Below are 24818 nucleotides of genomic sequence, written 5' to 3'. Positions count from 1 at the left end.
ATGTCCTGGAACAATCGCGTGGTCTGGTCGGAAGGCATGTTCATCGGAACGCAGCACTTCCAGCAGCATGACCGTTACCTGGAAAACCTGATCGACGCCCGCAGCCGCCCGTTGTCCGCCGGTGCCTGGGGCTTTTCCGAGTTGCTGATCGACCAGGGCCTGTTGGCCCAGGGCAAGCTGGCCATCGTCACGGCGCGGGGCCTGTTGCCGGATGGCACGCCGTTCAATATCCCTCAGGACGACCTGGCGCCTAGCCCGCTGAACATCGATGACAGCCTGCGTGACGGTCTGGTGTACCTGGCCCTGCCGCTCAAGCGTGCCGGCGTGCGCGACACCGTCGACGAAGGCGAGGCCCTGGAAGCCGCGCGTTACGTGAGCCAAGTGCGTGAAGTGCGCGACGACAACGCGCCGTTCGAAAACCGCGCGCCGGTGGCCGTCGGCTCCCGCGCTTTGCGCCTGTTGACCGCCCAGGATGGCATCAGTGATTACGCGGCCATCGGCGTGGTACGCATCAAGGAAAAACGCGCCGACCGCGCGCTGGTGCTCGACGACAGCTACATCCCACCCGTGCTGGACGTGGCCGCAAGCAAACCGCTGACGGCATTTCGCAGCGAACTGCTGGGCCTGTTGCACCAGCGTGGCGAAGCTCTGGCCGGCCGCGTGGTGGCCTCGGGCGCTGGCGGCGCGTCGGAAATCGCCGACTTCATGCTGCTGCAACTGGTCAACCGCGCCCAGCCGCTGATCCAGCATTTCAGCCAGTTGAGCCCGCTGCACCCGGAGCGTTTCTTCAGTGAACTGGTAAGCCTGGCCGGTGAGTTTTCCACGTTCTCCACCTCGGGCCGGCGTCCTCAGGAATACCCGCAGTACCAGCACGACGACCTGGCCGTGAGCTTCGCACCGGTGATGGCGGCGTTGCGCGAGGCGCTGTCGATGCTGATCGACAGCAAAGCCACGCCGATCCCGATTGTGGAAAAAGCCTACGGCATCCACGTGGCGATGCTGGCCGACAAGACCCTGCTCGACAACGCCAGTTTCATCCTGGTGGTACGTGCCGATGTGCCTGGCGAAACCCTGCGCGCGCGCTTCGGCCAGCAGAGCAAAGTGGGTTCGGTGGAGCACATCCGCGACATGGTCAACCTGCAACTGCCGGGCATCGGCCTGGTGCCGTTGCCGGTGGCGCCGCGCCAACTGCCGTACCACGCGGGCTCGACCTACTACGAACTGGACCGGGGCAGCGAGCACTGGCAGCAACTGAGCAATTCCGGTGGTTTTGCCTTCCATATCGCCGGGCAGTTCCCGGGCTTGAACCTGGCCTTCTGGGCGATCCGAGGATAATCCGCGATGCATCCTAATGATGACGACCGCACCCAGTTCATGCCGCGCCCGGGTGGCCGTGCGCCGGAACCCGCGCGTGCAGAGCCCGCGCCTTTGTCAGTGCCCGCCGCGCCGATGCTCACCGGTAAGAGCCAGGGCCTCAACCCGCTGGAAAGCGCCGCCGGCCCGCTGCTGGCATTGCTGACGCGGCTGCGCAACACCATCGCCCACCCGGCGCCGGCCAGCCTGCGCGCGCAACTGTTGGCCTACCTGCGCCAGTTCGAAGAACGTGCCGAGGCCGCCGGCGTGGCGCGCAACGAAGTGCTGCTGGCGCGCTATGCGCTGTGTACCGCCCTGGATGAGGCGGTGCTGAGCACGCCGTGGGGCAGCACCAGCGAGTGGGGCAAGCAGAGCCTGTTGATCACCGTGCATAACGAAGCCTGGGGCGGCGAAAAAGTCTTCCAGTTGCTCGACCATTGCCTGCAAAGCCCACGGGAACGCTTGTACCTGTTGGAGCTGTTGTACCTGTGCATGTGCCTGGGTTTCGAAGGTCGCTACCGCGTGATGAACGACGGCCGCAGCCAGTTGGAAGCCTTGCGCGAGCGCACCGCTGCGGCGATTCGCAGCGCCCGTGGCGAGCACGAGCGCGAGTTGTCGCCGCATTGGCGCGGCGTGACCGTGGCACGAGATCGCCTGGCGCAATTTATGCCGCCGTGGATCGCCGTGGCCATCGGCCTGGCGCTGCTGCTGGCGCTGCTGTTCGTCTTGCGCATGCTACTGGCGGGGCAGGCCGAACCGGTGTTCAAGAATATCCATGCCCTGGGCGAGATCCCGGTGCAGAGCATCGATCGCCCTGTGGCGCAGCCCAAGGTCATCGAACGCCCGCGCCTGGCCGGCTTCCTGGTGGACGACATCAAGGCTGGCCGGGTGGCGGTGGAAGATGCCGTTGACCGCTCGGTGGTGACAATCCGTGGCGACGAACTCTTTGCGTCCGCCAGTTCCAGCATCGTCGATGACTATCAGCCGTTGATGCTGCGCATCGCCGACGCCATCCGCAAGGTCAAGGGTCAGGTGCGCGTGACGGGGCACAGCGATAATCGCCCGATTGCCACGCTGCGCTTCCCATCCAACTGGGCGCTGTCTGAAGCACGGGCCAAGTCGGTACTGGAGATCCTCGCCGCCAAGACCGGCCAGGGCGAGCGCTTCAGCGCCGAGGGCCGCAGCGACACTGAGCCGGTGGCCACCAACGCCACCGCCGAAGGCCGTGCCCGCAATCGTCGGGTTGAAATCACCGTATTGGCGGAGGGCGTCGAGTGAAGGCGTTTTTCAGTTTTATGATTCGCTGGGTGATCCCGGTACTGGGCCTGATCGCCCTGAGCCTGATCATCTGGTTTGTCGGGCCGTTGCTCGACGTGCTGGTGCCGCAGGGGCGCCGCTGGGCGTTGATCGTCCTGATGTTCGCGGTGTGGATCGCCTATCGCGTGTTCCGCATTATCCAGGCGCGCCGTCAGGCCGCCGAAGTAATGCGCAGCCTGGCGGCGGACGCCCCGGTGGACCCCAACAGCGTGGCCACCGCCGAAGAACTCGCCACCCTGCGCCAGCGCATGGACGAGGCCCTGGCGCTGCTCAAGAAAGCCAAACTTGGCGGCGACGAGCGGCGCAACCTCTACGAACTGCCGTGGTACGTGATCATCGGCCCGCCGGGTTCGGGCAAGACCACCGCACTGGTCAACTCCGGCCTGCACTTTCCGCTGGCCGCGCAGCTGGGCGCCGGGGCGGTGCGTGGCGTCGGCGGTACGCGTAACTGCGACTGGTGGTTCACCGACCAGGCCGTATTGCTCGACACCGCCGGCCGCTACACCACCCAGGACAGCAACTCGACGGTGGATAAAGCCGCGTGGCTGGGCTTTCTCGACCTGCTGAAAAAACAACGCTCGCGCCGCCCCATCGACGGCGCATTCATTGCGATCAGCCTTTCGGATTTGCTGCTCGGCACCGACGCCGAGCGCGCCGCCCACGCGGCGGCGATTCGCCTGCGGATCCAGGAGCTGTACACGCAATTGGGCGTGCGGTTCCCGATCTACCTGATGTTGACCAAACTCGATTTGGTCCCCGGCTTCATGGAGTTTTTCGACAACCTGAGCAAGGAAGAGCGCGCCCAGGTCTGGGGCATGACCTTTGCCCTGGACGACGGCAAAAGCACCGACAGCCCGCTGGCGCATCTGAAAAGCGAGTTCGCCGGCCTGGAACAGCGCCTCAACGAACGCTTGGTGGAACGCCTGCAACAGGAGCGCGACCCGGCGCGGCGCGACCTGATCTACGGCTTCCCGCAGCAATTCGGGGCCTTGAAGGATTGCCTGCAGAGCTTCCTCGAAGGTGTGTTCAAACCCAACGCGTTTGAAGAGCGTGTGTTGCTGCGCGGCGTGTATTTCACCAGCGGCACCCAGGAAGGCAGCCCCATCGACCGCCTGATCGGCGCCATGGCCCAGAGCATGAACCTGGACCGCCAGCACTTGGCGCGCCAGAGTGGCACCGGGCGCAGCTACTTCATCGAAAAACTGTTCACCGCCGTCGCCTTTGCCGAACGTGGCCTGGTGGGCGTCAATCCCAAGGTCGAGCGGCGTCGCAAGTGGATCGCGCGCGGTGTACTCGCGGCCACCGTGGCCCTGGTGGTGGTGGTCAGCGGCCTGTGGTGGGTCAGTTATCGCGCCAACCAGGCTTATATCGCTCAGGTCGACCAGAAGGTCGCGCCCTTGGGCCAGACCGTGCAAAACCTCAGCCCGGCACAGCGCGATGTGCTTGCGGTGCTGCCGCTGCTCAATGCGGTGAAGAACCTGGCGGGGGATTCGCCGAGTTGGTCCGAGGGCCTGGGGCTGTATCAGGGCGACATGCTCGAAGCCGAGTCCGCCAGCGTCTACCGCAAATTGTTGATTGCCGTATTCGCCCCGCGACTGGTGACGCGCATCGAGGAACAACTGCACGGCGGCGGCAATTCCGACTTCCTCTACGAAGGCCTCAAGGCCTACCTGATGCTCGCCGACAGCGAGCACTACGACCCGGACTTCATCAAGGCGTGGATTGCCCTGGACTGGGACCGCAACCTGCCACGGGACCTGCCGGCCGATCAGCGCCAGGCGCTGACCGGGCACTTGCAGGCCCTGTTCGAACGCCATCCGCCGAACGCACGCCTGGACCCGCGCCTGATCGACGACCTGCGTCGTCAATTGCAACAACTGCCGGTGGCGCAGCGTGTGTATGACCGGGTCAAGCGCCAGAAACTGCCCGACGGTATCCCGGACTTTCGCATCAACGAAGCCGCCGGGCGTGATGCTGCGCTGGTGTTCAGCCGCAAGAGCGGCAAGCCTCTGGGCGAGCCGTTGAGTGGGTTCTTTACCGCCAAGGGTTATCGTCAGGCCTTCCTGCTGAGCAGCTTGAACCAGACCGGCACCCTCGCCGAAGAACAGTGGGTGCTGGGCCACGAACAGGCCGATCAACAGAACGTGGTGAGCCTGGCCGCCGATGTGCGGCGCCTGTATTTCCAGGACTACCAGCGCCAATGGGACGCCTTGCTGGCGGACATCGACTTTGTGCCGATCACCAGCGTGGCCCAGGCCGCCGACGTGCTGCGGGTGATCTCCGGCCCGACGTCGCCACTGAAAAAACTGCTGGTGGCGGTGGCCAAGGAAACCGATCTGCAAGCCGAAGAACGCCAACTGGCCGCCAAAGGGGTGCCGGTCGAAGGCGGCGTCGACAAGCTCAAGGAACGCCTCGGCAGTCTGCTGGGCCAGGATCAACCTACGGCCAACGCGCCGGCGGCGACGGACGATCCAGTCACTGCGCACTTTGCCGAACTCAACAGCATCGTCAGCAAGAATGAAGGCGAACCGGCGGCCATCGACGGCCTGCTGGCGGACATGAATGCGTTGTATGTGCAGGTCAGCGCCATGGTCGGCGCCAGCGGCGATGCGTTGCTCGGCGAGGCGAAGAACCAGGCGGCGGCTGCGGCCACACGGGTCAGCCTGAATGCCGAGCGCCAGCCGCCGCTGGTGCAGGGCATGGTCAAGTCGGTGGTCAACTCCACCACCAACAGCATGATGGGTGGGGTGCGTAACCAACTGAACGCGGCGTGGGTCAGCGAAGTGGTCAACGTGTACCGCCAGTCGCTGGCCGGGCGTTACCCGATGTCGCCGGGCAGCGCACGGGACGCCACCCTGGATGACTTCGGCCAGTTCTTCGGCGTGGGCGGGGTGATGGACAACTACTTCCGCAAATACCTGCAACCCTATGTGGACACCTCCGCGCAGACCTGGCGCTGGCAGCCGGGCGCGGCGCAGAAACTGGGGATCGCGCCGGGCGTGCTGCAAACCTTCCAGCGTGCCGCGACGATTCGCGATGCGTTCTTCCGCTCTGGCGGCACCCAACCGATTGTGCGGTTCGAGCTTAAACCGGTGTCGATGGACCCGAGCATCACCCAGTTCCTGCTCGACCTCGACGGCCAACAACTGAGCTACGACCATGGCCCGAGCCGCCCGGTGGCGATGCAATGGCCGAACCCGGGCAGCATTGGCGTGGTGCGTATTTCCATCATGCCGCCATCGGCCAGTGGCCGTTCGGGCGTGACCCTCGACGGCCCGTGGGCGTGGTTCCGCCTGCTGGAACAGTCGGACCTGACCCCCGGCAACTCGCCGGACCGTTTCAACCTGCGCCTGCGGGTCGACGGTGCGAGCATCGCGTACGAGCTGCGCGCCAACAGTGCTTTCAACCCGTTCAAGAGCCGCGTGCTCAGCGGCTTCAGCCTGCCGGAGCGGCTATGACGACGTTGGGTTTCTACGGCAAATTGGCCAGCCGTGGCGATTTCGTCAGCCGCGCCTTGCCCCAGAGCTTTATCGGCCCGTGGGACAGCTGGCTGGCGGCGGGGTTGCTCGCCAGCCAGAACAGCCTGGGTGGTGACTGGCTCAATGCGTACCTGGTCAGTCCGCTGTGGCGCTTTGTGCTGGCGCCGGGTGTGTGCGGGCCGGACGCCGCCGCAGGTGTGGTGATGCCGAGCATTGACAGGGTCGGGCGGTATTTCCCGCTGGCAGTGGTGGCGCTGCTGGATCACGACACCAACCCCGCCTCGCTGGTGGGGGGGCCGGATGCCTGGTTCGAGCAAGCCGAAGAATTGCTGCTCGGCACCTTGGACAGCGGCGCGACCTTTGAAGGCTTCAACGAGGGCCTCGACCGTTTGGGCGTGCCGACCACGGAACCGCGCGCGCTCGACAGCCGTTTTGCCGGCCTGCAACGCGTCGCCGCGACCGTGCCCCAAGGGCGGCTGGCTGCGCTGGCCGAACAGGCCTGCGAAGGCGCCAGCCTGTGGTGGGGCCGAGGCTCGCAACAGATTTCTCCTGGTTTATTGCGGTGTCAGGGCCTGCCTGCCGCCAGCGATTTTGCGCAGTTTTTGCTCGGACAAGAAGGTGTGGTGTAGATGGGGTCGACGTACAAATCCGCGAGCAAAAGCCATGTGGGCATGGTGCGCCAGGTCAACGAAGACGCCTGCCTGGACCTGCCGGAGAACCGCCTGTGGGTGGTGGCCGACGGCATGGGCGGGCATGCGGCGGGGGATTATGTCAGCAGCCTGATTGTCGACAGCCTGCGCAATGTGCCGCTGGGGCGCTCGCTGGATGAATACACGGCAGCGCTGCGCAATGATTTGGTGCGCATCAACGCCGCCGTGCGCGAAGAGACCGCCCACCGTGGCGTGACCATGATGGGCAGCACCGTGGTGCTCCTCGCCGCTCGTGGCCTGCGTGGCGTATGCCTGTGGGCCGGCGACAGTCGCCTGTATCGCCTGCGCGATGGTGTGCTCGAAGGCATTTCCCGCGACCACAGCTACGTGCAAGACCTGCAAGACAGCGGCCTGCTCAGCGAAGCCGAAGCCCGTGTGCATCCGCGCGCCAACATCGTCACCCGCGCCATCGGCGTGGAAGCGCACCTGAACCTGGCGACAGTCGACCTGTTAATCGCCCCAGGGGACACCTACCTGCTGTGCAGCGACGGCCTCAACAAAACCGTCGAAGACCATGAGATCCGTGAAGTGCTCGGCCATGACACGCCGGATGAAATCGTGCGCAGCCTGGTGCACCTGGGCCTTAACCGCGGCGCCCCGGACAACATCACCGCCATCGTCGTGAAGGTATCGGCATGAACATCCTGATTCCGGGTTATGACATCGAAGGCGAGATCGGCGAAGGCGCCATGGCCAGCGTGTACCTGGCGACCCAGCGCTCGCTGGAGCGCAAGGTGGCGTTGAAGGTAATGGCAGCGGCCCTGGCGGCCGACCCGAGCTTCTGCGAGCGTTTCCTGCGCGAGGGCAAGACCCTGGCGCGCCTGTCCCACCCCCACACCGTGACCATCCATGACATCGGCAATGTCGGTGAGCTGTACTACATGGCCATGGAATACCTGCCCAACGGCACGCTCAAAGAGCGCATCGCCGCCGGCATGACGCCTGAGCAGGGCGTGACGTTGATTCGCCAGATTGCTTCGGCCTTGGGTTACGCCCATGCCCAGGGCCTGGTGCACCGCGACGTCAAACCGGCGAACATCCTGTTTCGCGCCGATGGCACGGCGGTGTTGTCGGACTTCGGCATCGCCAAGTCCCTGGACGACCGCACCCAATTCACCCAGGCCGGTTTCGCCGTGGGCACCCCGAGCTACATGAGCCCGGAGCAGGCGCGCGGCCAGGAGATCGACGGGCGTGCCGACCTCTACGCCCTCGGCGTGGTGCTGTATGAAATTCTGGTGGGCGAGCTGCCGTACAACGGCACCGATGCGCTTTCCACCGCCCTGGCCCACCTGACCGAACCGTTGCCGGAATTGCCGGTGCATCACGGCCGCTATCAAGGCGTGTTGCGCAAGTTGCTGGCCAAAGACCCTGCCGACCGTTTCCCGGATGCGGCGGCGTTGCTGCTGGCGCTGGACCAACTGCCGGCGGATTCGCCGGAAGCCACGTTAGTGCGGCCGGTGGCTCTGCCGCTGAGTTTCGACCTGGCGGGGATGACGCCGGAATCCATCGAGATTCCTACCGGCAAACCAGAGCCACAGCCCACGCCGCCGCCAGCGCGCCAGCCGGTGGTCACCCCGACCCAGCACGGCGAGCAACGGCGCGGACCGGTATTGGCATTGGCGGCCGTGGCGGTCGCGGTGGCATTGGCCATCGGCGGAGCCAGTTATTGGTGGATGAGTCGCAGCGATACGCCAGTGCCGCCGCCCACCGCCAGCCAGCCGAAACCGCCACCGACGCCGACTGCGCCGCCAGAGGTCAAACCGGCAGTGGCCGAAGCGGACGGCGGCGGCCGCCCGTTGCTGATGGCGGGCAAGAAAACCTTGTTCCAGCGCGTGCTGAGCAAGCCCGGCGCGAAACTCTCCAGCGACGCCGGCAGTGCGCCGGGCAAGGCGCTGCCGGCGTTCTCCGTGCTGTACGTGTACCAGCGTAAAGACGTGGGTGGCCAACCGTGGGTGCGCGTCGGCGCCGCCACCGATGGTCGCAGCGACGGCTGGTTGCCGGCCACTCAGGTCAGCGACTGGAAGCAGAGCCTGGTGCTCAAGTTCACCGAACGCTCGGGCCGCGCGCCGGTGATGTTCCTGCGTCAATCCGGCGAAGTGGAGAAATTGCTCGCCGACCCCGCCGCCGCCAAAAACGTGCTGGCCAAGGCGCAGAAAAATAGTGAAGACAATGGCCAGGTGCTGGCCTTGGAACCGGCCGCCAGCGCGGTGCCGCAGAACCAGTTTTATCTGCTGCCGATCTTTGATTCCAAAGAAAGCTTCGACGAAAACGGCCAGCCGGTGCAGTTGCTTAACGTAGCGTCCATCGACCCCGGCAGCAGCCCCGTGGCCAAGCCCGCAACGCCGATACTCAACGCCAACGCCGATGCGTTCCGCACGGCCGTGGTGTTGGTGGTGGACACCACTGTGTCGATGCAGCCGTATATCGACCAGGTCCGCGACGTGGTACACGAACTGCAAACCCGCATCGCCGAACGTGGCGAGCTGGACAGCGTGAGCTTCGGGTTGGTGGGCTTCCGTAACAGCATCAAGAAAACCCCTGGCCTGGAATACGTGGCCAAAACCTTGATCACCCTCGATCAGGGCCGCGACCCACAACGCTTTCTCGACATGGCGCGCCAGGTCAAAGCCTCGACGGTCTCCAGCCACTCGTTCAACGAAGATGCGTTTGCCGGGGTGATGCAGGCCGTCGAGGGCATGGACTGGTCCGGCTACGGCGGGCGCATCATCCTGTTGGTGACCGACGCCGGCGCACTGCGCAAGAACGACCCGTTCGCCGCCACCCAGATGAACGAAGCCGAAGTGCGCCAGGCTGCGTTGGGCAAGCAGATCAAAATCTACGCCCTGCACCTGCGCACCGACGCCGGCAAGAAAACCCACGCCGGCGCCGAAAGCCAGTACCGCATTCTTACCGCCGATGCCAACCCACAGATCGGCGACCTCTACACGCCGGTGCCGGGCGGCGACGTACGCAAACTGGGCGAGCGAGTGGACGAGATCGGCACGGTGTTCGCCAACCTCGTTCACCAAGTGCGCAGCAACACACCGCAAGCGGTGCCGACGCTCAGCTCGGCACCAAGCCTGGCGGATAAATCCGCAGCGGTCGGTTATGCGATGCACATGGACTTCCTCGGTCGCAAAACTGCGAGCCAGGCGCCGCAACTGGTCAGCGCCTGGACCGCCGACCGCGACCTGACCAACCCGGCGCTGCCGGCGTTCCAGGTGTGCGTGATGCTGACCAAGCTGCAGCTCAACGATTTGCAGCAATCGCTCAAGCTGATCGTCGACGCCGCGCGCAAAACCCAGACCTCACCCAAGGACTTCTTCCAGGAAATCGCCAGCGCCTCGGCCTACATGAGCCGCGACCCGCAGGCCCTGCGCAAGGGCGGCAACCTGGCCGACGGCGGCATCCTCGGCGAATACCTGGAGGGCCTGCCGTACCGCAGCAAGTCGCTGAACATGACCCAGGATTTGTGGTTGTCGCTGAGCGTGGCCGAGCAGGAAGACTTTATCGACGAGTTGGATTCGAAAATCCGCCTCTACGAAACCTTCCACAACGACGTGGCCAACTGGGTCCGTTTCGGCGATGCCGAGCCGGGTGACGCGTTGTACCGCGTGCCCTTGTCGACGCTGCCGTGATGCTGAACCTGAGCGCCGTGCACAAGAGCCGGGGCGCCGGTAGCCAGCGCTACAGCCTGGTGATCCCGGCGCTGCACCTGCGTGCGGGCGAGCAAGTGGCGATAGTCGGCCCCAGCGGCTGTGGCAAAAGCACCTTGCTGGACCTGCTCGCACTGGTGCTGGCGCCGGATCAGGTAGGCCGCTTTGAGTTCAATCAACAGGACATTGCCGGGCTGTGGCGCGCCGATCAGCAATCGACCTTGGCCCGGTTGCGCAGTCAGCACCTGGGTTACGTGTTGCAAACCGGCGGGCTACTGGGGTTTCTGGATGTGCGCGGCAATATCGCGTTGTCTCGCCAGCTACTTGGCTTGAAGGATGACGGCAGCGTGGCGCGGCTGGCCGACCAATTGGAAATCAGCGATCAGTTGGGCAAGAAGCCTTCGGCGTTGTCGGTGGGCCAGCGCCAGCGCGTCAGCTGTGCCCGTGCCTTGGCCCATGCGCCGCAACTGGTATTGGCGGACGAACCCACGGCGTCCCTCGATCCGTTGAATGCCGAGCGGGTCATGCACGCCTTGCTGGCTCAGGCCCGTGAACATCGCGCCGCCTGTGTGATCGCCACCCACGATGAGCCGTTGGCTCGCGCCAGTGGCTTGCAGGTTCGACGCATCCATTGCCGACGCGACAACGACGGTGGCGTCACGGCGACGCTGGGGGAGGCCGGTTGATGCGCATTCCTCTGGTGGCGTCGATCGCCTGGCAGGACTACCGCAACGACGCGTGGCTGTCGGCCTGCTCGGTGCTGGCGTTGGTGGCGGTGATCGCACCGTTGCTGGTGTTATTCGGCCTGAAATTTGGACTGGTCAGCAGTTTGACCGAACGTTTGGAGACGGACCCCGCCACCCGTGAAATTATTCCGCTGGGCGGTGGTCGATTCAGCAGCGCGTTTATCGAGCAACTGGGTCAACGGCCGGACGTGGCGTTCGCCATCCCGCGTACGCGGCAGATTGCGGCCACGGCGCAGGTGGGCACATTGGTGCTGGAGATGCTGCCGACCGCGCCGGGCGATCCGCTGCTTGGCGGTTTGCCGGTGCCTAAGGGGCTGGAGCAGATCGTCCTGAGCCACACCGCCGCCGAGAAACTCGCGGCGCGGCCCGGTGACTGGCTGGAGACCCGTTTCGCGCGGCAAGTGGCCGGGCGTGTCGAGGCGCGTGATACGCGGTTGCAGGTGCTGGCGGTGTTGCCCCTGGAGGCGTTCGCCCGGGACGGACTGTTCGCCGGGCTGGGCTTGCTCGAAGCGGCGGAAGACTATCGCGACGGCCGTGCTGTGCCGGCGCTGGGGTGGGACGGTGAGGCGGTGGGCGTGGGTGAGCAGCGCGTCTACCCGGCGTTTCGTTTGTATGCGCGCGGTCTCAACGATGTGGAGCCGTTACGAGTGTTTTTTGCGAGGCAGAACATGCTGGTGTCGACCCAGGCGTTGAGCATTGCACAGGTGCAATCCTTGAGTCGCAACCTGTCGATTGTGTTCTGGATCATCGCCGGGTTGGCATTGGCCGGGGCGTTCGCGGCGATTTTCGCCGGTGCCCTGGCCGCGGTGGCGCGCAAGCGTCGAGAATTGTCGGTGCTGCGCCTGCTGGGGTTTTCCACCGGTGCGCTGTTGCTGTTTGTGGTGTTGCAGGCGCTGTACAGCGCGGGGTTTGCCGCCGTGTTCAGCGCCGGGTTATACGGCCTGGCCGAGGCGGGGTTGAATCAATTATTCGTGCAGGTGCCGGGCGAACACGCCAGTCATCTGTTGGCGCATCACTATGGCTTGGCCCTGGTGGCCGTGCTCGGCGTCAGCGCCGTGGCGGCGGCCTGCGGCGGTTGGCGGGTGGCGCGTATCCAGGCTTCTGAAGGGATCAGAGATGTATAAGTTATTGGGCGCCTGTGTGGCGCTGAGCCTGGCCTCCCTGGCCTGGGCCGATGAAGCCAGCGACAAGCTGGACAACCCCAAACCGTTGCCGGATGACGTGATCCTGCCGCTGCCCTGCGAAGGCAACATGGTGTTCCGCTACGCCTACGTGTTGGCCCAGGGCACTCTCGATGACCGTGAGATCAGCCTCGGTTACCCCTTCAGCGAAGGCGAAGCCGGTTACCAGCAGTCTTTTATCTCCGGCTACCGTCGCGACTTCATCAACGGTCAGTTCACCCTCAAAGACCTGCCCAAGGACTGGAGCAAAGTCATCACGCCGTTGATGCCCAAGACCGACGCCAAAACGCCGCTCAAACCGATGCTGTATTTCATCGGTAAGTACGAAGTGACCGCGCGCCAATACGCCCAGGTGATGGCTCAGGCGCAGTCCCTGGCCAGCGGCGAGCCGGCCCCGGCCTGTGACGCGCCGACCGGGATGGCCGCGCGTTTGCCCAAGGTGAAGTTGTCGCGGTTTGAGGCCGAGCGGTTCTCGGCGGTGTACAGCGCCTGGCTGCTCAAATATCACCGGGATGCGCTGCCGGTCAGTGGTCGCGGCTCGTCCGAGGACGATGGCGGTGTGGGCTTTGTACGCCTACCCACCGAAGTGGAGTGGGAATTCGCCGCCCGGGGCGCCCAGGCCGTGAGCCGTCAGGACCTGGAAGGGCGGCTGTTCCCGCGCCGCACCGAAGGCAGCGACAGTGACGGCCCGCTGGGTGACTACGCTGTCTTCAACCAAGTGGCCGGCGGTACTGGCCAGGCCGCGCGGTTGATGCCCATCGGCACCAAACTGCCCAACCCGATCGGCATGTTCGATGTGATTGGCAACGCTGCGGAAATGGTCCAGGAATCCTTCCAGCTGGTCCACGCCGGCCGCCGCCAGGGCACCTATGGCGGGTTCGTGGTCAAGGGCGGTAATTACCTGGAAGGCGAGGGCACGTTGTTTACCGGCATGCGCCGTGAGTACCCATTGTTCGCCGCCGACGGCACCGAGCAAAGCAACGAGACCACCGGTTTCCGCGTGGCAATTGGCGCACTGTCGGCGCCGCGCTCGCGCTACAAGGAGCTGTTTGCGCAGTGGCAGAAAGAAGGTCGCCTGGCCTCGCTGACCGATGCCATCGACGACGCTCAGGACCCGACCAAGCGCCTGGACAGCATCATCGCCGCCAGCGTCGACCCCAAGCTGCAAGCCGAATTGGGACTGGTCAACGAGGAACTCAAACGCAACGTATCGCTGATCGCTCAACAGCGCGAAGAAGCGGCGGGCAACCTGATCCAGTCGGCGGCCCTGGTGGCCGAGACGATCAGCAACTACAACATTCGGCTGATCAACTTGCAGAAGAGTCGGCAGCAGGCGGTGGACAACAAGGACGAAGCCAGCGCGCAGCTGTTCGCTACGGCCATCGACAATGGCCGAAGCGCGCTCGACGGCGCGGTGGCGATCTATATCGACAACCTGGCCACCGGCACCCGCTATACCGATGCGGTGATCCAGGCGCAGTTTCAACGGATCAAGGAAGAGTTGGATCGCAAACCGGTGCTCGGCAAGAGCCTGGTGACGCGCGCAACACTGTTCGTTCGCCATGTCGGCAACTACCGCAAGCAACAGCGGGCCGACCCGGCAACGATCTTGAAGGAATTGCTCGCAGCGAGCGGTCAGCGGTCTTGATCGTTGGCTGTATGGCGAGCTTGGAAGGGACTCAGGCGGCATCGGCCGTGCTGGGCAAGTCAAACTTAGAAGAGAACACAACTTATGCTTTTTTCCCGTAAGGCGGTTTCCAAGCGTCACTTGCTGCTGATCGCAGCCGGTTTCAGCACCGTACTGACCGGTTGCGCCACGTCGCCGGCCTCCAAGGTCGCGTCGAGCACCAAGGTCGAGTACTACCCAAGCTGCTACGAGCCGGTCCAGCACCTGCGTGCCACCGATTCGGACATGACCAAGTCGGTCGTTACCGGCGCGGCCATCGGCGCTGCCGGCGGTGCCCTGCTGGGCGTGTTGAGCGGCGACAAGGACAAGCGCGGCCGTAACGCCGCCATCGGCGCGGCGGGCGGTGCCCTGGCCGGCGGCGCGGCGGGTTACTACACCGAGCGTCAGAAGCAGATTGCCGACGACAACCAGCGCATTGCGTCCTACGCGGCCGACGTCAACAAGAGCGCGTCCGACATCGACCGCAGCACCGCCTACGCCAAAGCCTCGCAGCAGTGCTACCAGAGCGCGTTCACCAAGCTGGTGGCCGATCGCAAAGCCAAGACCGTCAACGACACCGAAGGCCGCAAGCGCCTGGCGGAAATCGTCGCCGGCCTGAAGGAATCCAACGACCTGATCGTAGCGGTCAACGGCAAAGCCGCCGAAGACCTGAACAACTACACCCAGGCTTACGAGAAAGACCTGCAACAGGTCGGCGTGCAGCGTAACGACGTGGTGACCGTGGCCACTGCCGATACCACTCCGGTGGTTGCTCCGACCAAGGGCAAAAAGGCTGTGAAACCGGCCAAGAAGCCAGTGCTGCCGGTGGTGCCGAAAGAAGCCGTCGCTACCGAGAAAACCCTGCAGACCGCGCAGACCAAGCAAGCTGAAAGCAAGCAGGTCGCCAGCGCCGGTAAGGCACAGATCGAAGGCACCTGCCGCGATCCAAACCTGGCCGACTGGGCACCGGTCCCTTGCCCTAACGTTTAAGCAACATGTTGCTATAAGCGTTAAACGCCAGCCGATCTCCCGCTAAAGCGCGAGATCGGTGGCGTTCTTCCGGCAAATCGCTACACTGCTGCGGCCACTCAATAATTACACCGAGGCCGTGTGCATGAAATTTCGTCTTCTCCTGTGGGTGCTGGGCCTGATGATGGGCAAAGCCAGCCGCACCAACCCTGCCTTTCAGCAACAGCTGGGTGATAAAGACCTGGCGTTCCAGTTGCAGACCCTCGACGGCAAGGTTGCCCGTCATTTCATCGTCAAAGATCAGCGCATTACCAGCCGCTCAGGTGTTCACCCCGCGCCGGCGTTTGCCATTGCCTTTAAAGATGCCGCCTACGGCTTCGCCACGATGCAGGCGAAAAACAAGCAACTGGCGTTTATGACGGGGATTCAGGACAAGTCGATCCAGATCAAGGGCAACCCGGCGCTGGTAATCTGGTTCCAGGGGCTGACGAAGTACTTGAAGCCGAAGAAAAAGAAGTAGGGCTCTTCAGCTAGACCGAGTTGGATTTATCGGGGGCAAGCCCCCTCCCACATTTGGAATGCATTCCCATGTGGGAAGGGGCTTGCCCCCGATAGCTATATGACAGGCGCTACACTCAGCCCTGAGTGAATTGCGAAGCCAATTCGCGCAGCAAGACTTCGGCGTCCAGCACCTTACCCACCACTTCGTCAGCTTTGTCCCGGCTCAAGCCCAGACGCTCAAGCAGTGCATCCGGGATCGCCTCGTCCGGTCCGGAACCGATCCCACGGCTGCGCAGCAGGCGAACGGCCAGGCACACCAGGTTCGGGTACTCGGCGTAGTTGCCGTCGTAGGTCGGGTCGTGCTGGAAGCGCAGGGCGGTGGACAATTCGTCCGGCATGTCCCAATAACGCATCAACCAGGCGCCGATCTGCTCGCGGCTGATGCCCAGCAAGTGCTGTTCCACATAGCTGTGGCACAGGTGCGGGTTGACCTCCAAGTGGCGGCAGATCAGCGAGAAGTGCGGCGGGAACACATGGGCCAGCAACAGGTAGCCAAAGTTGTGCAGCAGGCCGGCGAGGTACGTCAGGCCCGCTTCCGGGCGCTGGGCGCGGGGCATGGCGCGGGTCAGGCCCTCGATCACGGCCGCGGTGTAGATCGACTGGTGCCAGTACGGCGTGGCCTGTTGCGGATGGTCCTTGGGCAGGCTCAAGGTTTTGCCCAGGGCCAGGCCCAGCGCCAGGTTGATCACCAGGTCGAACCCCAGCACGCGCACAATGGCGTCTTCCACGGAGCGGATTTTGCCCGGCGACGCGTAGTACGGCGACGCCGCCCAGCTCACCACCTGCGCCGCCAGCGCCGGGTCGGTTTCCACCACGCCGGTGATGTCGTCGATGGTGGCGTTGGGGTCGACCCGCAGCTTGATGATCTTCTGCGCAGTGTCGGCCAGCGGTGGAATTTCGATGGTCGCTTCCAGGCGCTGCTGGATACGGCGAGCGGTGAACGCCTGCATCGCCTGGGTGATTTCCTCGCGGTCATCATTAGGGCGGTCGAGGTTCGGGCGGATATTGCTCAACGGCTCGCCGAATTGCGCGGCGCTGGCCTTGGTGAGCATCGTCTTGAAGGCATCGGTGGGGATTTCCAGCAGCAGCCCGGCTTCGCCCGAATGCACCAACAGGCTCGGCTCGTTGAGCAGGCTGCCTTCGTACAGGCATGGCGAACTGGTGAGCGGCGGCAGGCCCGGCAGCAGTTTCAGGTCGTGCTTGTCCAGCATGCGCTTGATGCGATCCGGCGCCACGGCGGTCAGGCGACGCCCAGTGAGTTCGGCGAGGCGGTTGAGGTCCAGCAGTTGGTTCTGGGGAAACAGCACCATCAGTGCGCCCACCGCGTCTTCCAACAGCACGGCCTGCACCTTTTGCGCAGGATTCAGGCCCGGTTGTTCGGCGACTTCCGTGTAGCTGACGGCAAGCTTGGCGAGCAGGGCGCGGATAACCGGCGGGGCGGCCAGCGGGGCTGTGGCGTGGGCAACTTCTGACATGGCCTGATCCAATTTCGTACAGTCACCGAAGTATAACCAGCTTGATACAAGTGTTGGTCGGATAAGTGCTTTTTGTGACCCGGTTGGGGATCCGCGACGCCTTTTGCTTCTGTAGCGTCAAACCTGGCCGTATTGCTGACCGTGCCGCAGCCAGCGATCCAACAGCGGGCTGACATGATCCGGCCAGCGCTCCAGCAGGGCTTGCGCCGCATCGCGGACGGCCGGCAGCAGGTCGGCGTCGCGCATGAGGTCGGCCACTTTGAACTGCAACAGGCCGGTCTGGCGCGTGCCGAGCATTTCACCGGGGCCGCGCAGTTCGAGGTCTTTTTCGGCGATGACAAAACCGTCGTTGGTTTCGCGCATGATGCCCAGGCGCTGGCGGCCGATCTGCGATAGCGGTGGGTGGTATAGCAGCACGCAGTGGCTGGCGGCGCTGCCTCGACCGACGCGGCCGCGCAGTTGGTGCAATTGCGCCAGGCCCAGGCGTTCGGGGTTCTCGATAATCATCAGGCTGGCGTTGGGCACGTCCACGCCGACTTCGATCACCGTAGTGGCCACCAGCAGTTGCAGGTTGCCGGCCTTGAATTCGGCCATCACCGCCGCTTTTTCCGCCGGCTTCATACGACCATGGATCAGCCCGACCTTGAGTTCGCCCAGGGCGCTGGTGAGGTCTTCGTAGGTGGTTTCGGCGGCCTGGCAGGTCAGCTCTTCGGACTCTTCGATCAGCGTGCAGACCCAGTACGCCTGGCGCCCTTCGGCGCACGCGCCGCGCACGCGCTCGATCACCTCGACCCGCCGCGTATCGGTGACCAGCACGGTGTTGACCGGGGTGCGACCGGGCGGCAATTCGTCGAGGATCGAGGTGTCGAGGTCGGCGTAAGCGCTCATCGCCAGAGTGCGTGGGATTGGCGTGGCAGTCATGATCAGCTGATGCGGGCTCATGCGTCCGCCCACGCCTTTCTGACGCAGGGCCAGGCGTTGCTGCACGCCGAAGCGGTGTTGTTCGTCGATGATCACCAGCGCCAGGTTCTTGAACTGCACTTCGTCTTGAAACAGCGCGTGGGTGCCCACCACCATGGGGGCACCGGCGGCGATCTGCTCCAGGGCGGCTACGCGGTTCTTGCCCTTGAGCTTGCCCGCCAGCCACGCCACTTCCAGGCCCAGCGGTTCGAGCCAGCGCTTGAAGGTGATGAAATGCTGCTCGGCGAGAATCTCGGTAGGCGCCATCAGCGCCACCTGGTAACCGGCTTCCAGCGCCTGCAGCGCGGCGAGGGCGGCGACCACGGTCTTGCCTGCGCCGACGTCGCCCTGGATCAGGCGCAGCATGGGTTCGTGCTGGCTCAGGTCATAGGCGATTTCGTTGCCTACGCGCTGCTGGGCGCCGGTCGGCGTAAAGCCGAGATTGGCCAAGTATTGCGCGGGCAGACGCGTGGCCTTGGGCATCGCCGGCGCGCGCAGGGAGCGCATGCTTTCGCGCAGGCGTTGCTGGGACAGTTGGTGAGTCAGCAACTCTTCGAAGGCCAGGCGGTGCTGGGCCCAGTGATGACCCAGGGCCAGCTCGTCCACGTCGGCATCGGCGGGGGGGGGATGCAGGTAGCGAATCGCATCGGCCAGTGGCGCCAACTGGTAATCGCGGGCCAACTCCAAGGGCAGCCAGTCGGGCAGGCTGGTGGGGCCGAGCATGGACAGCGTCTGCATGCACAACTGGCGCAGGCGCTGTTGAGTCAGGCCTTCGGTGAGCGGGTAGATGGGGGTGAGGGTGGTATCTACCGGTGGCGGTTCGTCGCCGGTGATGGCGCGGTATTCCGGGTGGTAGATCTCCAGGCCCGAGGCGCCGGGCCGGGCCTCACCGTAGCAGCGCACGCGGGTGCCGCGCTTGAGGCCCTCTTTCTGCGCATTGCTGAAGTGGTAGAAACGCAGGCTCAGGCCGCCGGTACCGTCCTGCAAGCGCACCACCAGGCTGCGGCGCTTGCCCATCACCACATCGGCACCGCTGACGGTGCCTTCGATCACCGCATCCTGCCCAGGGCGCAAGTGGCCGATGGGCACCACGCGGGTGCGGTCCTGATAGCGCAGGGGCAGGTGGAACAGCACGTCCTGGAGGTTCTCCAGGCCGACCTTGGCCAACTTCTCGGCCATGGCCTCACCGACACCCTTGAGTGCCGTCACCGACACCTGCGACAGCTCAGTCATACGGTTACTTAGCTCGCCGCAGTCGGCTTGGCCACCGAGCACAGGCGGATGGAGTCGGCGAGGATCTCAATCGCCTTGGGCCGTGGGAAGCTGGCGCGCCAGGCGATGGCCACCGTGCGGAACGGCACCGGCGGTGTAAGCGGGCGTACTTCGATCACGCCGGGAGCGTAGTGATGGCTGTCCACCGCCGACAGCGGCAGGATCGAGATGCCCAGGCCCGAGGCGACCATGTGGCGGATGGTTTCCAGGGAGCTGGATTCCACGGTGGTGTGCTTGGCGCCGTCGTTGCCCTTGGTGAGGGTCGGGCAGGCTTCCAGCACCTGATCGCGGAAGCAGTGACCTTCACCGAGCAGCAGCAGGCTCTTGTCGTTGAGCAGGGCAGCGTCGATGCTGGCTTTTTTGGTCCACGGGTGCGAGGCGGGCATCAGCACCTGGAACGGCTCGTCGTAGAGCGCCAGGGTGAGCACGTCCGCTTCGTTGAACGGCAGGGCGATGATGATCGCATCCAGCTCGCCGTTGCGCAGTTTGTCGCGCAGTACGTGGGTGAAGTTCTCTTCGATATACAACGGCATCTGCGGCGCGACGCGGTGCAGTTGCGGAATCAAGTGCGGGAACAGGTATGGGCCGACGGTGTAGATGGCCCCGACCTTGAGCGGCGCGGTCAGTTGGTTCTTGCCGGCCTGGGCCAGTTCGCGAATGCTTTGCGCCTGCTCCAGCACCTTTTGGGCCTGGGCGACGATGCCTTCGCCTACTGGCGTGAGGCGCACGGCGCTCTTGCTGCGCTCGAAAATCAGCACACCGAGTTCGTCTTCAAGCTTTTTCACGCCCACCGACAGCGTCGGCTGGCTGACATGGCAGCGCTCGGCCGCATGGCCAAAGTGTTGCTCTTGGGCGAGGGTCACGATGTAGCGTAATTCTGTAAGAGTCATAGCGGGCGTCCATGAGGTTGCGAGCCAAGCATACCGGCTGCAATCGATAGACGCACGTTATCAGAAGTTTGTTAGGGATTGAGTGGGAACTGCTGAGGATTTTGCTGAAAGTGACGAGGGTTACCCCTCGCCACACTCATGTTCAGCGACGACGCTTTTCGATGTTGTACACGAACGGTGCAACGATCTCGATGCTGCCGCTCTTGACCATATCGGCCGGCGGTTTGGGCAGCGGTTGGGCACGACGGATCATGTCCAGGGTGGCGCGGTCCAGGTCGGCGTTGCCGGAAAGGCCCACCAGCTCGTAGGACAGTACATTGCCTTCGGCATCGACCACGAACTTCAGGCGGTTGAGACCCTCCTTGCCTCGGGCCTGGGCGCCTGGCGGATACTTCTTGTACTTCTGCAGGTGCGCCAGCAACGTGCCTTCCCAAGATGCCTTGGCCGCCAGCTGTTGTGGCGACGGCCCTGGTGCAGGCTGTGCCGATTTCTGCGGTGGCGCTTGGGTCGGCGGCGTATCGCTCGGTGGCTCCTCGGAAGGTTTTTCCTTGGGCGGCTCGGGCTTTTTCTCCACCGGCTTGGGCGGCTGGGGTTTGGGCTTGGGCTTGACCGGCTTGGGCACCTGGATCGTCGGCTTGGGCGCTTCGGCCATTTTTGGCAGCGGCAGCTCTTCCACCGGGGCGGGCGGCTGCGGCGGTGTCACCACCTTCGGCGGGGCCGGAGGCGGTGGCGGTGCGGGAGCAGGCGCCAGGTCGATGACCATGGCAGCCGGCGGCAACTGCACAGTGCGCGGCGCCGACCAGTGGAGTGCGATGGCAATCGCGATGGCATGCACGCCCAGTACGACGGCGAGGCTGGTGCCATAACGCGTCAGTTTGTGGCGCGTCGTAATCATTTCTTGGCTGCCGTCTCAAGTCCAACCAGGCCAACCTTGAGGTAGCCGGCCGCCCGCAGGGCATCCATCACGCTCATCAGATCGCCGTAGTCCACGCCTTTGTCGGCTTGGAAGAAGATCGTCGTGTCCTTCTTGCCTTGGGTCTTGGCGTCGAGCACCGGCCCCAGGGTCTCGGCTTTGACTTCTTCTTCGCCCAGGAACAGACGTTGATCTGCCTTGACGCTGAGGAAGATCGGTTTTTCCGGCCGTGGCGCCGGTTTGGCGCTGGAGGCGGGCAGGTCGACCTTGATGTCTACGGTGGCCAACGGTGCGGCCACCATGAAGATGATCAGCAGCACCAGCATCACGTCGATAAACGGGGTGACGTTGATTTCGTGGTTCTCGACGAGTTCGTCGTCGCCTTGATTCAAATGCAGGCCCATGGCCGATTACCCCACTTTCACCATGTGCGGTTGCGAGCTGCGCTCGGTAGGCAGGTGGTCGAGGTCGCGGCTGACCAGCAGCAGGACTTCCGCCGACGCGTCCGACACCTGGGCCTTGTAGCCGGCAATCGAGCGGGCGAAGACGTTGTAGATCACCACTGCCGGGATCGCTGCCACCAGACCCAAAGCAGTTGCCAGCAGGGCTTCGGCGATGCCGGGGGCAACCACGGCGAGGTTGGTGGTCTGGGTTTTGGCGATGCCGATAAAGCTGTTCATGATGCCCCATACGGTGCCGAACAGACCTACGAACGGTGCGGTGGAGCCGATGGTCGCCAGAACGCCGGTGCCGCTGCTCATGTTGCGGCCGCAGGCAGCCACCAGACGCTCAAGGCGGAAGGCGACACGCTCTTTGATGCCTTCTTTTTCGCGAGTGTTGGCCGACAGGCGCATCTCTTCCAGTGCATCGTGCACCAGGGTATTGGCCAGGGTGCCTTTCTTGGCTGCGCTTTCGCTGGCTTCCTTGAGGGTGGTGGCCTTTTTCAGATGGACGATTTCAGTACGCAGGCGACGCTTGGCGCCCAGCAGCTCGAAGCCTTTGGCGATCCAGATGGTCCAAGTGATGATCGAGGCTATGGCCAGGCCGATCATCACAGCTTTCACCACCACGTCAGCGTTCTGGTACATACCCCAGGGCGACAGGTCGTGGGCCATGCCCAAGGTGTTGTTCTCTTCCAGCACCACACCGGTGTCGTCCGCAGCCGGGGCGGCCGGGTCGGTGGCGACTGGCGCGGCAGGCGGTGCGGGCGGGGTGGCGGCATTCTGCTCGGCGGCAGCAGGTGTGGCGGGTGCGGTTGCATCGGCGAATGCGGCGGTCGGCGCCAGCAGAACGCTGAACAGCAGCGCAGCAATCGCGCGCCAGGCGCGGGAAGGGCTGTGAGGCTTGGTTGGCGAAGCGGGGGTTGTATTACGTGTCATGCTGGCCGGACCTGAGAGAAAGAATGAGTGATTGTCCTTCCAGACCCAGAGCAAGGGGCGAGGACAAATGGGTGGTCATTATTGCAAGTAATTCTTGTTAACAGAAGTAATACAGTAACTTTATTTGCCCTTTTTCTGGCCGTCGGTCAACTGAGAGGGCTAACCTAGACCTTTCAATACGGAGTTTTATGATGTCCGCGCCTTCTGTTGTGATTGTCGGATGTGGCGATGTGGGGAGTCGGTTAGCCAGCCAATTGCTTGCCTCGGAATGGGAGGTGTACGGCCTGCGGCGCGACATTTCGCGCTTGCCTGTCGGGGTGATCGGCATTGGCGGTGACCTGTTCAAAAAGGACTGCCCCGATACCTGGCCAATCGGCGGCGTGGATTACCTGGTGTATTGCGCCGCCGCGACCGATCACGATGAAGCTGGCTACCGCGCGGCTTACGTGCAGGGGCTGCAACATGTTCTGGAGTGGCTCGGCGATTATGGCCAGCAACCCAAACATCTGCTGTTTGTGTCCAGCAGCAGTGTGTATGGGCAGCAGAACGGTGAATGGGTCGACGAAACGTCCGAAACCCAGGCCAAAGGCTATTCCGGGCAGATCATGCTCGAAGCCGAGCAGGTTGCCTTGAACAGCGGCATTCCTGCCAGCATTGTGCGGTTAACCGGCATTTACGGCCCAGGCCGCGAATGGTTGCTGACCCAGGTGCGCCAAGGTTACCGGGTGGCGGTAGATCCACCGTTATATGGCAACCGGATCCACGCGGACGACGCAGCAGGCTTGCTCGCGTTTTTGCTGCGGCATGTGGAGCAGGGCGGTTCGCTGGATAAGGTCTATATCGGTGTGGACGACGCGCCGGCGCCGCTGGCCGAAGTGGTGGCCTGGCTGCGCGATTATCTGGGCGTGACAGAGTGGTCAGACGAGGCCAGTGTGCGGCGTGCGGGGAGCAAGCAATGCAGCAACGCGCGGATCAAGGCGCTGGGCTGGGTACCGACATACCCGACTTACCGGGAAGGCTACGCGGCGATCCTCAAGGGCTGAAACACGATCTGAAAAATGTGGGAGGGGCCTGCCCCTCTCACATTCAACTGCCTGCAAGGGTCGTTACTGTTTTTCCAACAGCCATTGGCGTGGGCCTGGCGTAAACGAAGGTACTTCGTCTGCCTGTGCCGTATTGACCGCCTGGAAAATTTCCAGCTGTTTGCCCTTGCGCATGAAAATCCAAGGGTTGCCCTGGCCATTGAGTTGCAGCCAGATGCTGTCGTAGCCGCCGCTCATAGAGGCGCAATCGCCTGCCAGGCACAGCGAATACCGGTCGACTTTGGGTAGGCCGACAACCTTGCCGTCGGCCTGGAACTGCACGATTGCGCCGTTGCCGAAGCCGTCGGTGATTTTCCAGTCGCCGCCCAGGTAGGCGGCATAGAGCGCTCGTTCGAAGTTGGCGCCCAATGGTGCGCCTTCCGGGGCTGGGTCTTTAGCACGGGCGAACAGTTGCTCGGGCTCGTTATCGTTGGCCACTTGCAGCAACTGCTTACCTTTGCGCTTGAGTTCGGTGGCGGAGCTGCCATAAAAGTCCACGCTCCAGGCGCCGGATTGTTGCCCGAGCAACTTGCCTTCGGCGACCTCAAAACCGTTGTAGTAACGGGCTTGAGATGCCTTGACGTTGACCTCCCATTCGAGGTTCGGGCCAAAGCTTTGCAGCGCTTCACGCAGAGGGCCGCCCTTGGCTGCCGCATCAATGGCGACCTGATTGATCCAAGTGCCGCTTACGTCTTGGTCGGCAGGGTTGCTGGCACAGCCGCCGAGCAACAGGGCGAGCAATGAAGAAGCTACAAGCGCTTTGCGCATCATGAAATCCTTTTAAAACGAGGTCGGCGCAGCCTGTGGGGGCTGCGCCGGGTGTTTTACTCGATCACCAGAATCGCGTCCATCTCAACCTGCGCGCCTTTTGGCAGGGCTGCCACGCCGATGGCGGCACGGGCTGGGTACGGCTGTTCGAAGTACTTGCCCATGATCTCGTTGACCTTGGCGAAGTGGCTCAGGTCGGTGAGGAAAATGTTCAGTTTGACGATGTCCTTGAAAGAACCGCCGGCGGCTTCGGCCACGGACTTGAGGTTTTCGAAGACTTGCACGGTCTGGGCTTCGAAGCCTTCCACCAGTTCCATGGTTTTTGGGTCCAGAGGAATCTGGCCGGACATGTAGACGGTATTGCCTGCCTTGATTGCCTGGGAGTAAGTACCGATGGCGGCCGGGGCTTTGTCGCTGGTGATAACAGTCTTGGTCATGAAT

The 24818-nt window shown here is 63.8% G+C and carries 20 protein-coding genes; 12 read left to right on the top strand and 8 right to left on the bottom strand.

The window, feature by feature from the left end; all coding sequences use genetic code 11:
• From tssK to ABX75_RS08945, 11 genes are all read left to right on the top strand, one after another.
• On the top strand, nt 1-1335 hold the full coding sequence (gene tssK, locus ABX75_RS08995) for a type VI secretion system baseplate subunit TssK (RefSeq protein ID WP_034101502.1): 1335 nt from the start codon (nt 1-3) through the stop codon (nt 1333-1335).
• A gap of 6 nt (nt 1336-1341) precedes the next feature.
• Nucleotides 1342-2631, top strand: coding sequence for a DotU family type VI secretion system protein (locus ABX75_RS08990; RefSeq protein ID WP_034101501.1), 1290 nt, complete (start codon nt 1342-1344; stop codon nt 2629-2631).
• On the top strand, nt 2628-6128 hold the full coding sequence (tssM, locus tag ABX75_RS08985) for a type VI secretion system membrane subunit TssM (protein WP_047881778.1): 3501 nt from the start codon (nt 2628-2630) through the stop codon (nt 6126-6128). Before ABX75_RS08990 ends, tssM begins: the two co-directional genes overlap by 4 nt.
• On the top strand, nt 6125-6778 hold the full coding sequence (gene tagF / locus ABX75_RS08980) for a type VI secretion system-associated protein TagF (RefSeq protein ID WP_047881777.1): 654 nt from the start codon (nt 6125-6127) through the stop codon (nt 6776-6778). The genes tssM and tagF overlap by 4 nt, the downstream gene beginning before the upstream one ends.
• Nucleotides 6779-7498, top strand: coding sequence for a PP2C family serine/threonine-protein phosphatase (locus tag ABX75_RS08975; RefSeq protein WP_034115462.1), 720 nt, complete (start codon nt 6779-6781; stop codon nt 7496-7498).
• Entirely contained in the window at nt 7495-10497 is a 3003-nt protein-coding gene (locus ABX75_RS08970) for a serine/threonine-protein kinase (RefSeq protein ID WP_034115461.1), read from the top strand. Before ABX75_RS08975 ends, ABX75_RS08970 begins: the two co-directional genes overlap by 4 nt.
• Nucleotides 10497-11201, top strand: a complete 705-nt coding sequence (locus ABX75_RS08965) for an ABC transporter ATP-binding protein (RefSeq protein WP_034115460.1) — start codon at nt 10497-10499, stop codon at nt 11199-11201. Before ABX75_RS08970 ends, ABX75_RS08965 begins: the two co-directional genes overlap by 1 nt.
• Nucleotides 11201-12385, top strand: a complete 1185-nt coding sequence (locus tag ABX75_RS08960; RefSeq protein WP_047881776.1) for an ABC transporter permease — start codon at nt 11201-11203, stop codon at nt 12383-12385. Before ABX75_RS08965 ends, ABX75_RS08960 begins: the two co-directional genes overlap by 1 nt.
• Nucleotides 12378-14090: an SUMF1/EgtB/PvdO family nonheme iron enzyme gene (locus ABX75_RS08955; RefSeq protein WP_047881775.1), complete on the top strand. Its 1713-nt coding sequence runs from the start codon at nt 12378-12380 to the stop codon at nt 14088-14090. The genes ABX75_RS08960 and ABX75_RS08955 overlap by 8 nt, the downstream gene beginning before the upstream one ends.
• Nucleotides 14091-14174: 84 nt before the next feature.
• Nucleotides 14175-15098, top strand: coding sequence for a type VI secretion system-associated lipoprotein TagQ (tagQ, locus tag ABX75_RS08950; RefSeq protein WP_034115457.1), 924 nt, complete (start codon nt 14175-14177; stop codon nt 15096-15098).
• Nucleotides 15099-15222: 124 nt separating this feature from the next.
• Nucleotides 15223-15597: a hypothetical protein gene (locus ABX75_RS08945; protein ID WP_003195530.1), complete on the top strand. Its 375-nt coding sequence runs from the start codon at nt 15223-15225 to the stop codon at nt 15595-15597.
• A gap of 115 nt (nt 15598-15712) precedes the next feature.
• On the opposite strand, the gene ABX75_RS08940 is transcribed toward ABX75_RS08945, so the two are convergent.
• The 6 genes from ABX75_RS08940 to exbB form a co-directional block, all read right to left on the bottom strand.
• Nucleotides 15713-17113, bottom strand: coding sequence for an aminoacyl-tRNA deacylase and HDOD domain-containing protein (locus ABX75_RS08940; protein ID WP_034115456.1), 1401 nt, complete (start codon nt 17111-17113; stop codon nt 15713-15715).
• Nucleotides 17114-17230: 117 nt separating this feature from the next.
• A complete protein-coding gene (gene recG / locus ABX75_RS08935) occupies nt 17231-19306 on the bottom strand; it encodes an ATP-dependent DNA helicase RecG (RefSeq protein ID WP_047881792.1) in 2076 nt (691 codons plus the stop codon).
• A gap of 8 nt (nt 19307-19314) precedes the next feature.
• The gene (locus tag ABX75_RS08930; RefSeq protein WP_034101490.1) at nt 19315-20235 is read right to left on the bottom strand and encodes a hydrogen peroxide-inducible genes activator; all 921 of its coding nucleotides are present in this window, start codon (nt 20233-20235) and stop codon (nt 19315-19317) included.
• A gap of 142 nt (nt 20236-20377) precedes the next feature.
• Complete coding sequence (locus ABX75_RS08925; RefSeq protein ID WP_034101489.1) at nt 20378-21130, bottom strand: energy transducer TonB; 753 nt, start codon at nt 21128-21130, stop codon at nt 20378-20380.
• Nucleotides 21127-21552 carry a TonB system transport protein ExbD gene (gene exbD / locus ABX75_RS08920; protein ID WP_003195519.1) on the bottom strand — a complete coding sequence of 142 codons (426 nt, stop codon included), beginning with the start codon at nt 21550-21552 and terminating at the stop codon, nt 21127-21129. The genes ABX75_RS08925 and exbD overlap by 4 nt, the downstream gene beginning before the upstream one ends.
• Before the next feature lie 6 nt (nt 21553-21558).
• On the bottom strand, nt 21559-22527 hold the full coding sequence (exbB, locus tag ABX75_RS08915) for a tonB-system energizer ExbB (protein WP_034101488.1): 969 nt from the start codon (nt 22525-22527) through the stop codon (nt 21559-21561).
• Nucleotides 22528-22718: 191 nt separating this feature from the next.
• On the opposite strand from exbB, the gene ABX75_RS08910 reads away from it, so the two are divergent.
• Nucleotides 22719-23570: an SDR family oxidoreductase gene (locus tag ABX75_RS08910; protein WP_034101487.1), complete on the top strand. Its 852-nt coding sequence runs from the start codon at nt 22719-22721 to the stop codon at nt 23568-23570.
• A gap of 63 nt (nt 23571-23633) precedes the next feature.
• Here ABX75_RS08910 and ABX75_RS08905 read toward each other — a convergent pair whose 3' ends face one another.
• Together ABX75_RS08905 and ABX75_RS08900 are read right to left on the bottom strand one after the other, a co-directional pair.
• A complete protein-coding gene (locus ABX75_RS08905) occupies nt 23634-24377 on the bottom strand; it encodes a hypothetical protein (protein ID WP_034101486.1) in 744 nt (247 codons plus the stop codon).
• Between the two features lie 56 nt (nt 24378-24433).
• Nucleotides 24434-24814, bottom strand: coding sequence for a RidA family protein (locus ABX75_RS08900; RefSeq protein WP_003176922.1), 381 nt, complete (start codon nt 24812-24814; stop codon nt 24434-24436).
• Nucleotides 24815-24818 lie beyond the last annotated feature (4 nt).

The sequence above is a fragment of the Pseudomonas sp. ARP3 genome, assembly GCF_001029595.1.
Taxonomy (GTDB): Bacteria; Pseudomonadota; Gammaproteobacteria; order Pseudomonadales; family Pseudomonadaceae; genus Aquipseudomonas; species Aquipseudomonas rhodesiae.
Note: the sequence above shows the minus strand (reverse complement) of the source record. Positions and strands in the feature narration are given on the sequence as shown.

Bases quoted from the DNA above. Each gene is read 5' to 3' on its own strand.
- ABX75_RS08990 (WP_034101501.1), top strand. From the start codon at position 1,342: ATGCATCCTAATGATGACGACCGCACCCAGTTCATGCCGCGCCCGGGT.
- tagQ (WP_034115457.1), top strand. From the start codon at position 14,175: ATGCTTTTTTCCCGTAAGGCGGTTTCCAAGCGTCACTTGCTGCTGATC.
- ABX75_RS08965 (WP_034115460.1), top strand. From the start codon at position 10,497: ATGCTGAACCTGAGCGCCGTGCACAAGAGCCGGGGCGCCGGTAGCCAG.
- tagF (WP_047881777.1), top strand. From the start codon at position 6,125: ATGACGACGTTGGGTTTCTACGGCAAATTGGCCAGCCGTGGCGATTTC.
- ABX75_RS08940 (WP_034115456.1), bottom strand. From the start codon at position 17,113: ATGTCAGAAGTTGCCCACGCCACAGCCCCGCTGGCCGCCCCGCCGGTT.
- recG (WP_047881792.1), bottom strand. From the start codon at position 19,306: ATGACTGAGCTGTCGCAGGTGTCGGTGACGGCACTCAAGGGTGTCGGT.
- exbD (WP_003195519.1), bottom strand. From the start codon at position 21,552: ATGGGCCTGCATTTGAATCAAGGCGACGACGAACTCGTCGAGAACCAC.
- ABX75_RS08970 (WP_034115461.1), top strand. From the start codon at position 7,495: ATGAACATCCTGATTCCGGGTTATGACATCGAAGGCGAGATCGGCGAA.
- ABX75_RS08930 (WP_034101490.1), bottom strand. From the start codon at position 20,235: ATGACTCTTACAGAATTACGCTACATCGTGACCCTCGCCCAAGAGCAA.
- ABX75_RS08905 (WP_034101486.1), bottom strand. From the start codon at position 24,377: ATGCGCAAAGCGCTTGTAGCTTCTTCATTGCTCGCCCTGTTGCTCGGC.
- ABX75_RS08945 (WP_003195530.1), top strand. From the start codon at position 15,223: ATGAAATTTCGTCTTCTCCTGTGGGTGCTGGGCCTGATGATGGGCAAA.
- exbB (WP_034101488.1), bottom strand. From the start codon at position 22,527: ATGACACGTAATACAACCCCCGCTTCGCCAACCAAGCCTCACAGCCCT.
- tssK (WP_034101502.1), top strand. From the start codon at position 1: ATGTCCTGGAACAATCGCGTGGTCTGGTCGGAAGGCATGTTCATCGGA.
- ABX75_RS08960 (WP_047881776.1), top strand. From the start codon at position 11,201: ATGCGCATTCCTCTGGTGGCGTCGATCGCCTGGCAGGACTACCGCAAC.
- ABX75_RS08955 (WP_047881775.1), top strand. From the start codon at position 12,378: ATGTATAAGTTATTGGGCGCCTGTGTGGCGCTGAGCCTGGCCTCCCTG.
- ABX75_RS08925 (WP_034101489.1), bottom strand. From the start codon at position 21,130: ATGATTACGACGCGCCACAAACTGACGCGTTATGGCACCAGCCTCGCC.
- ABX75_RS08900 (WP_003176922.1), bottom strand. From the start codon at position 24,814: ATGACCAAGACTGTTATCACCAGCGACAAAGCCCCGGCCGCCATCGGT.
- ABX75_RS08975 (WP_034115462.1), top strand. From the start codon at position 6,779: ATGGGGTCGACGTACAAATCCGCGAGCAAAAGCCATGTGGGCATGGTG.
- ABX75_RS08910 (WP_034101487.1), top strand. From the start codon at position 22,719: ATGTCCGCGCCTTCTGTTGTGATTGTCGGATGTGGCGATGTGGGGAGT.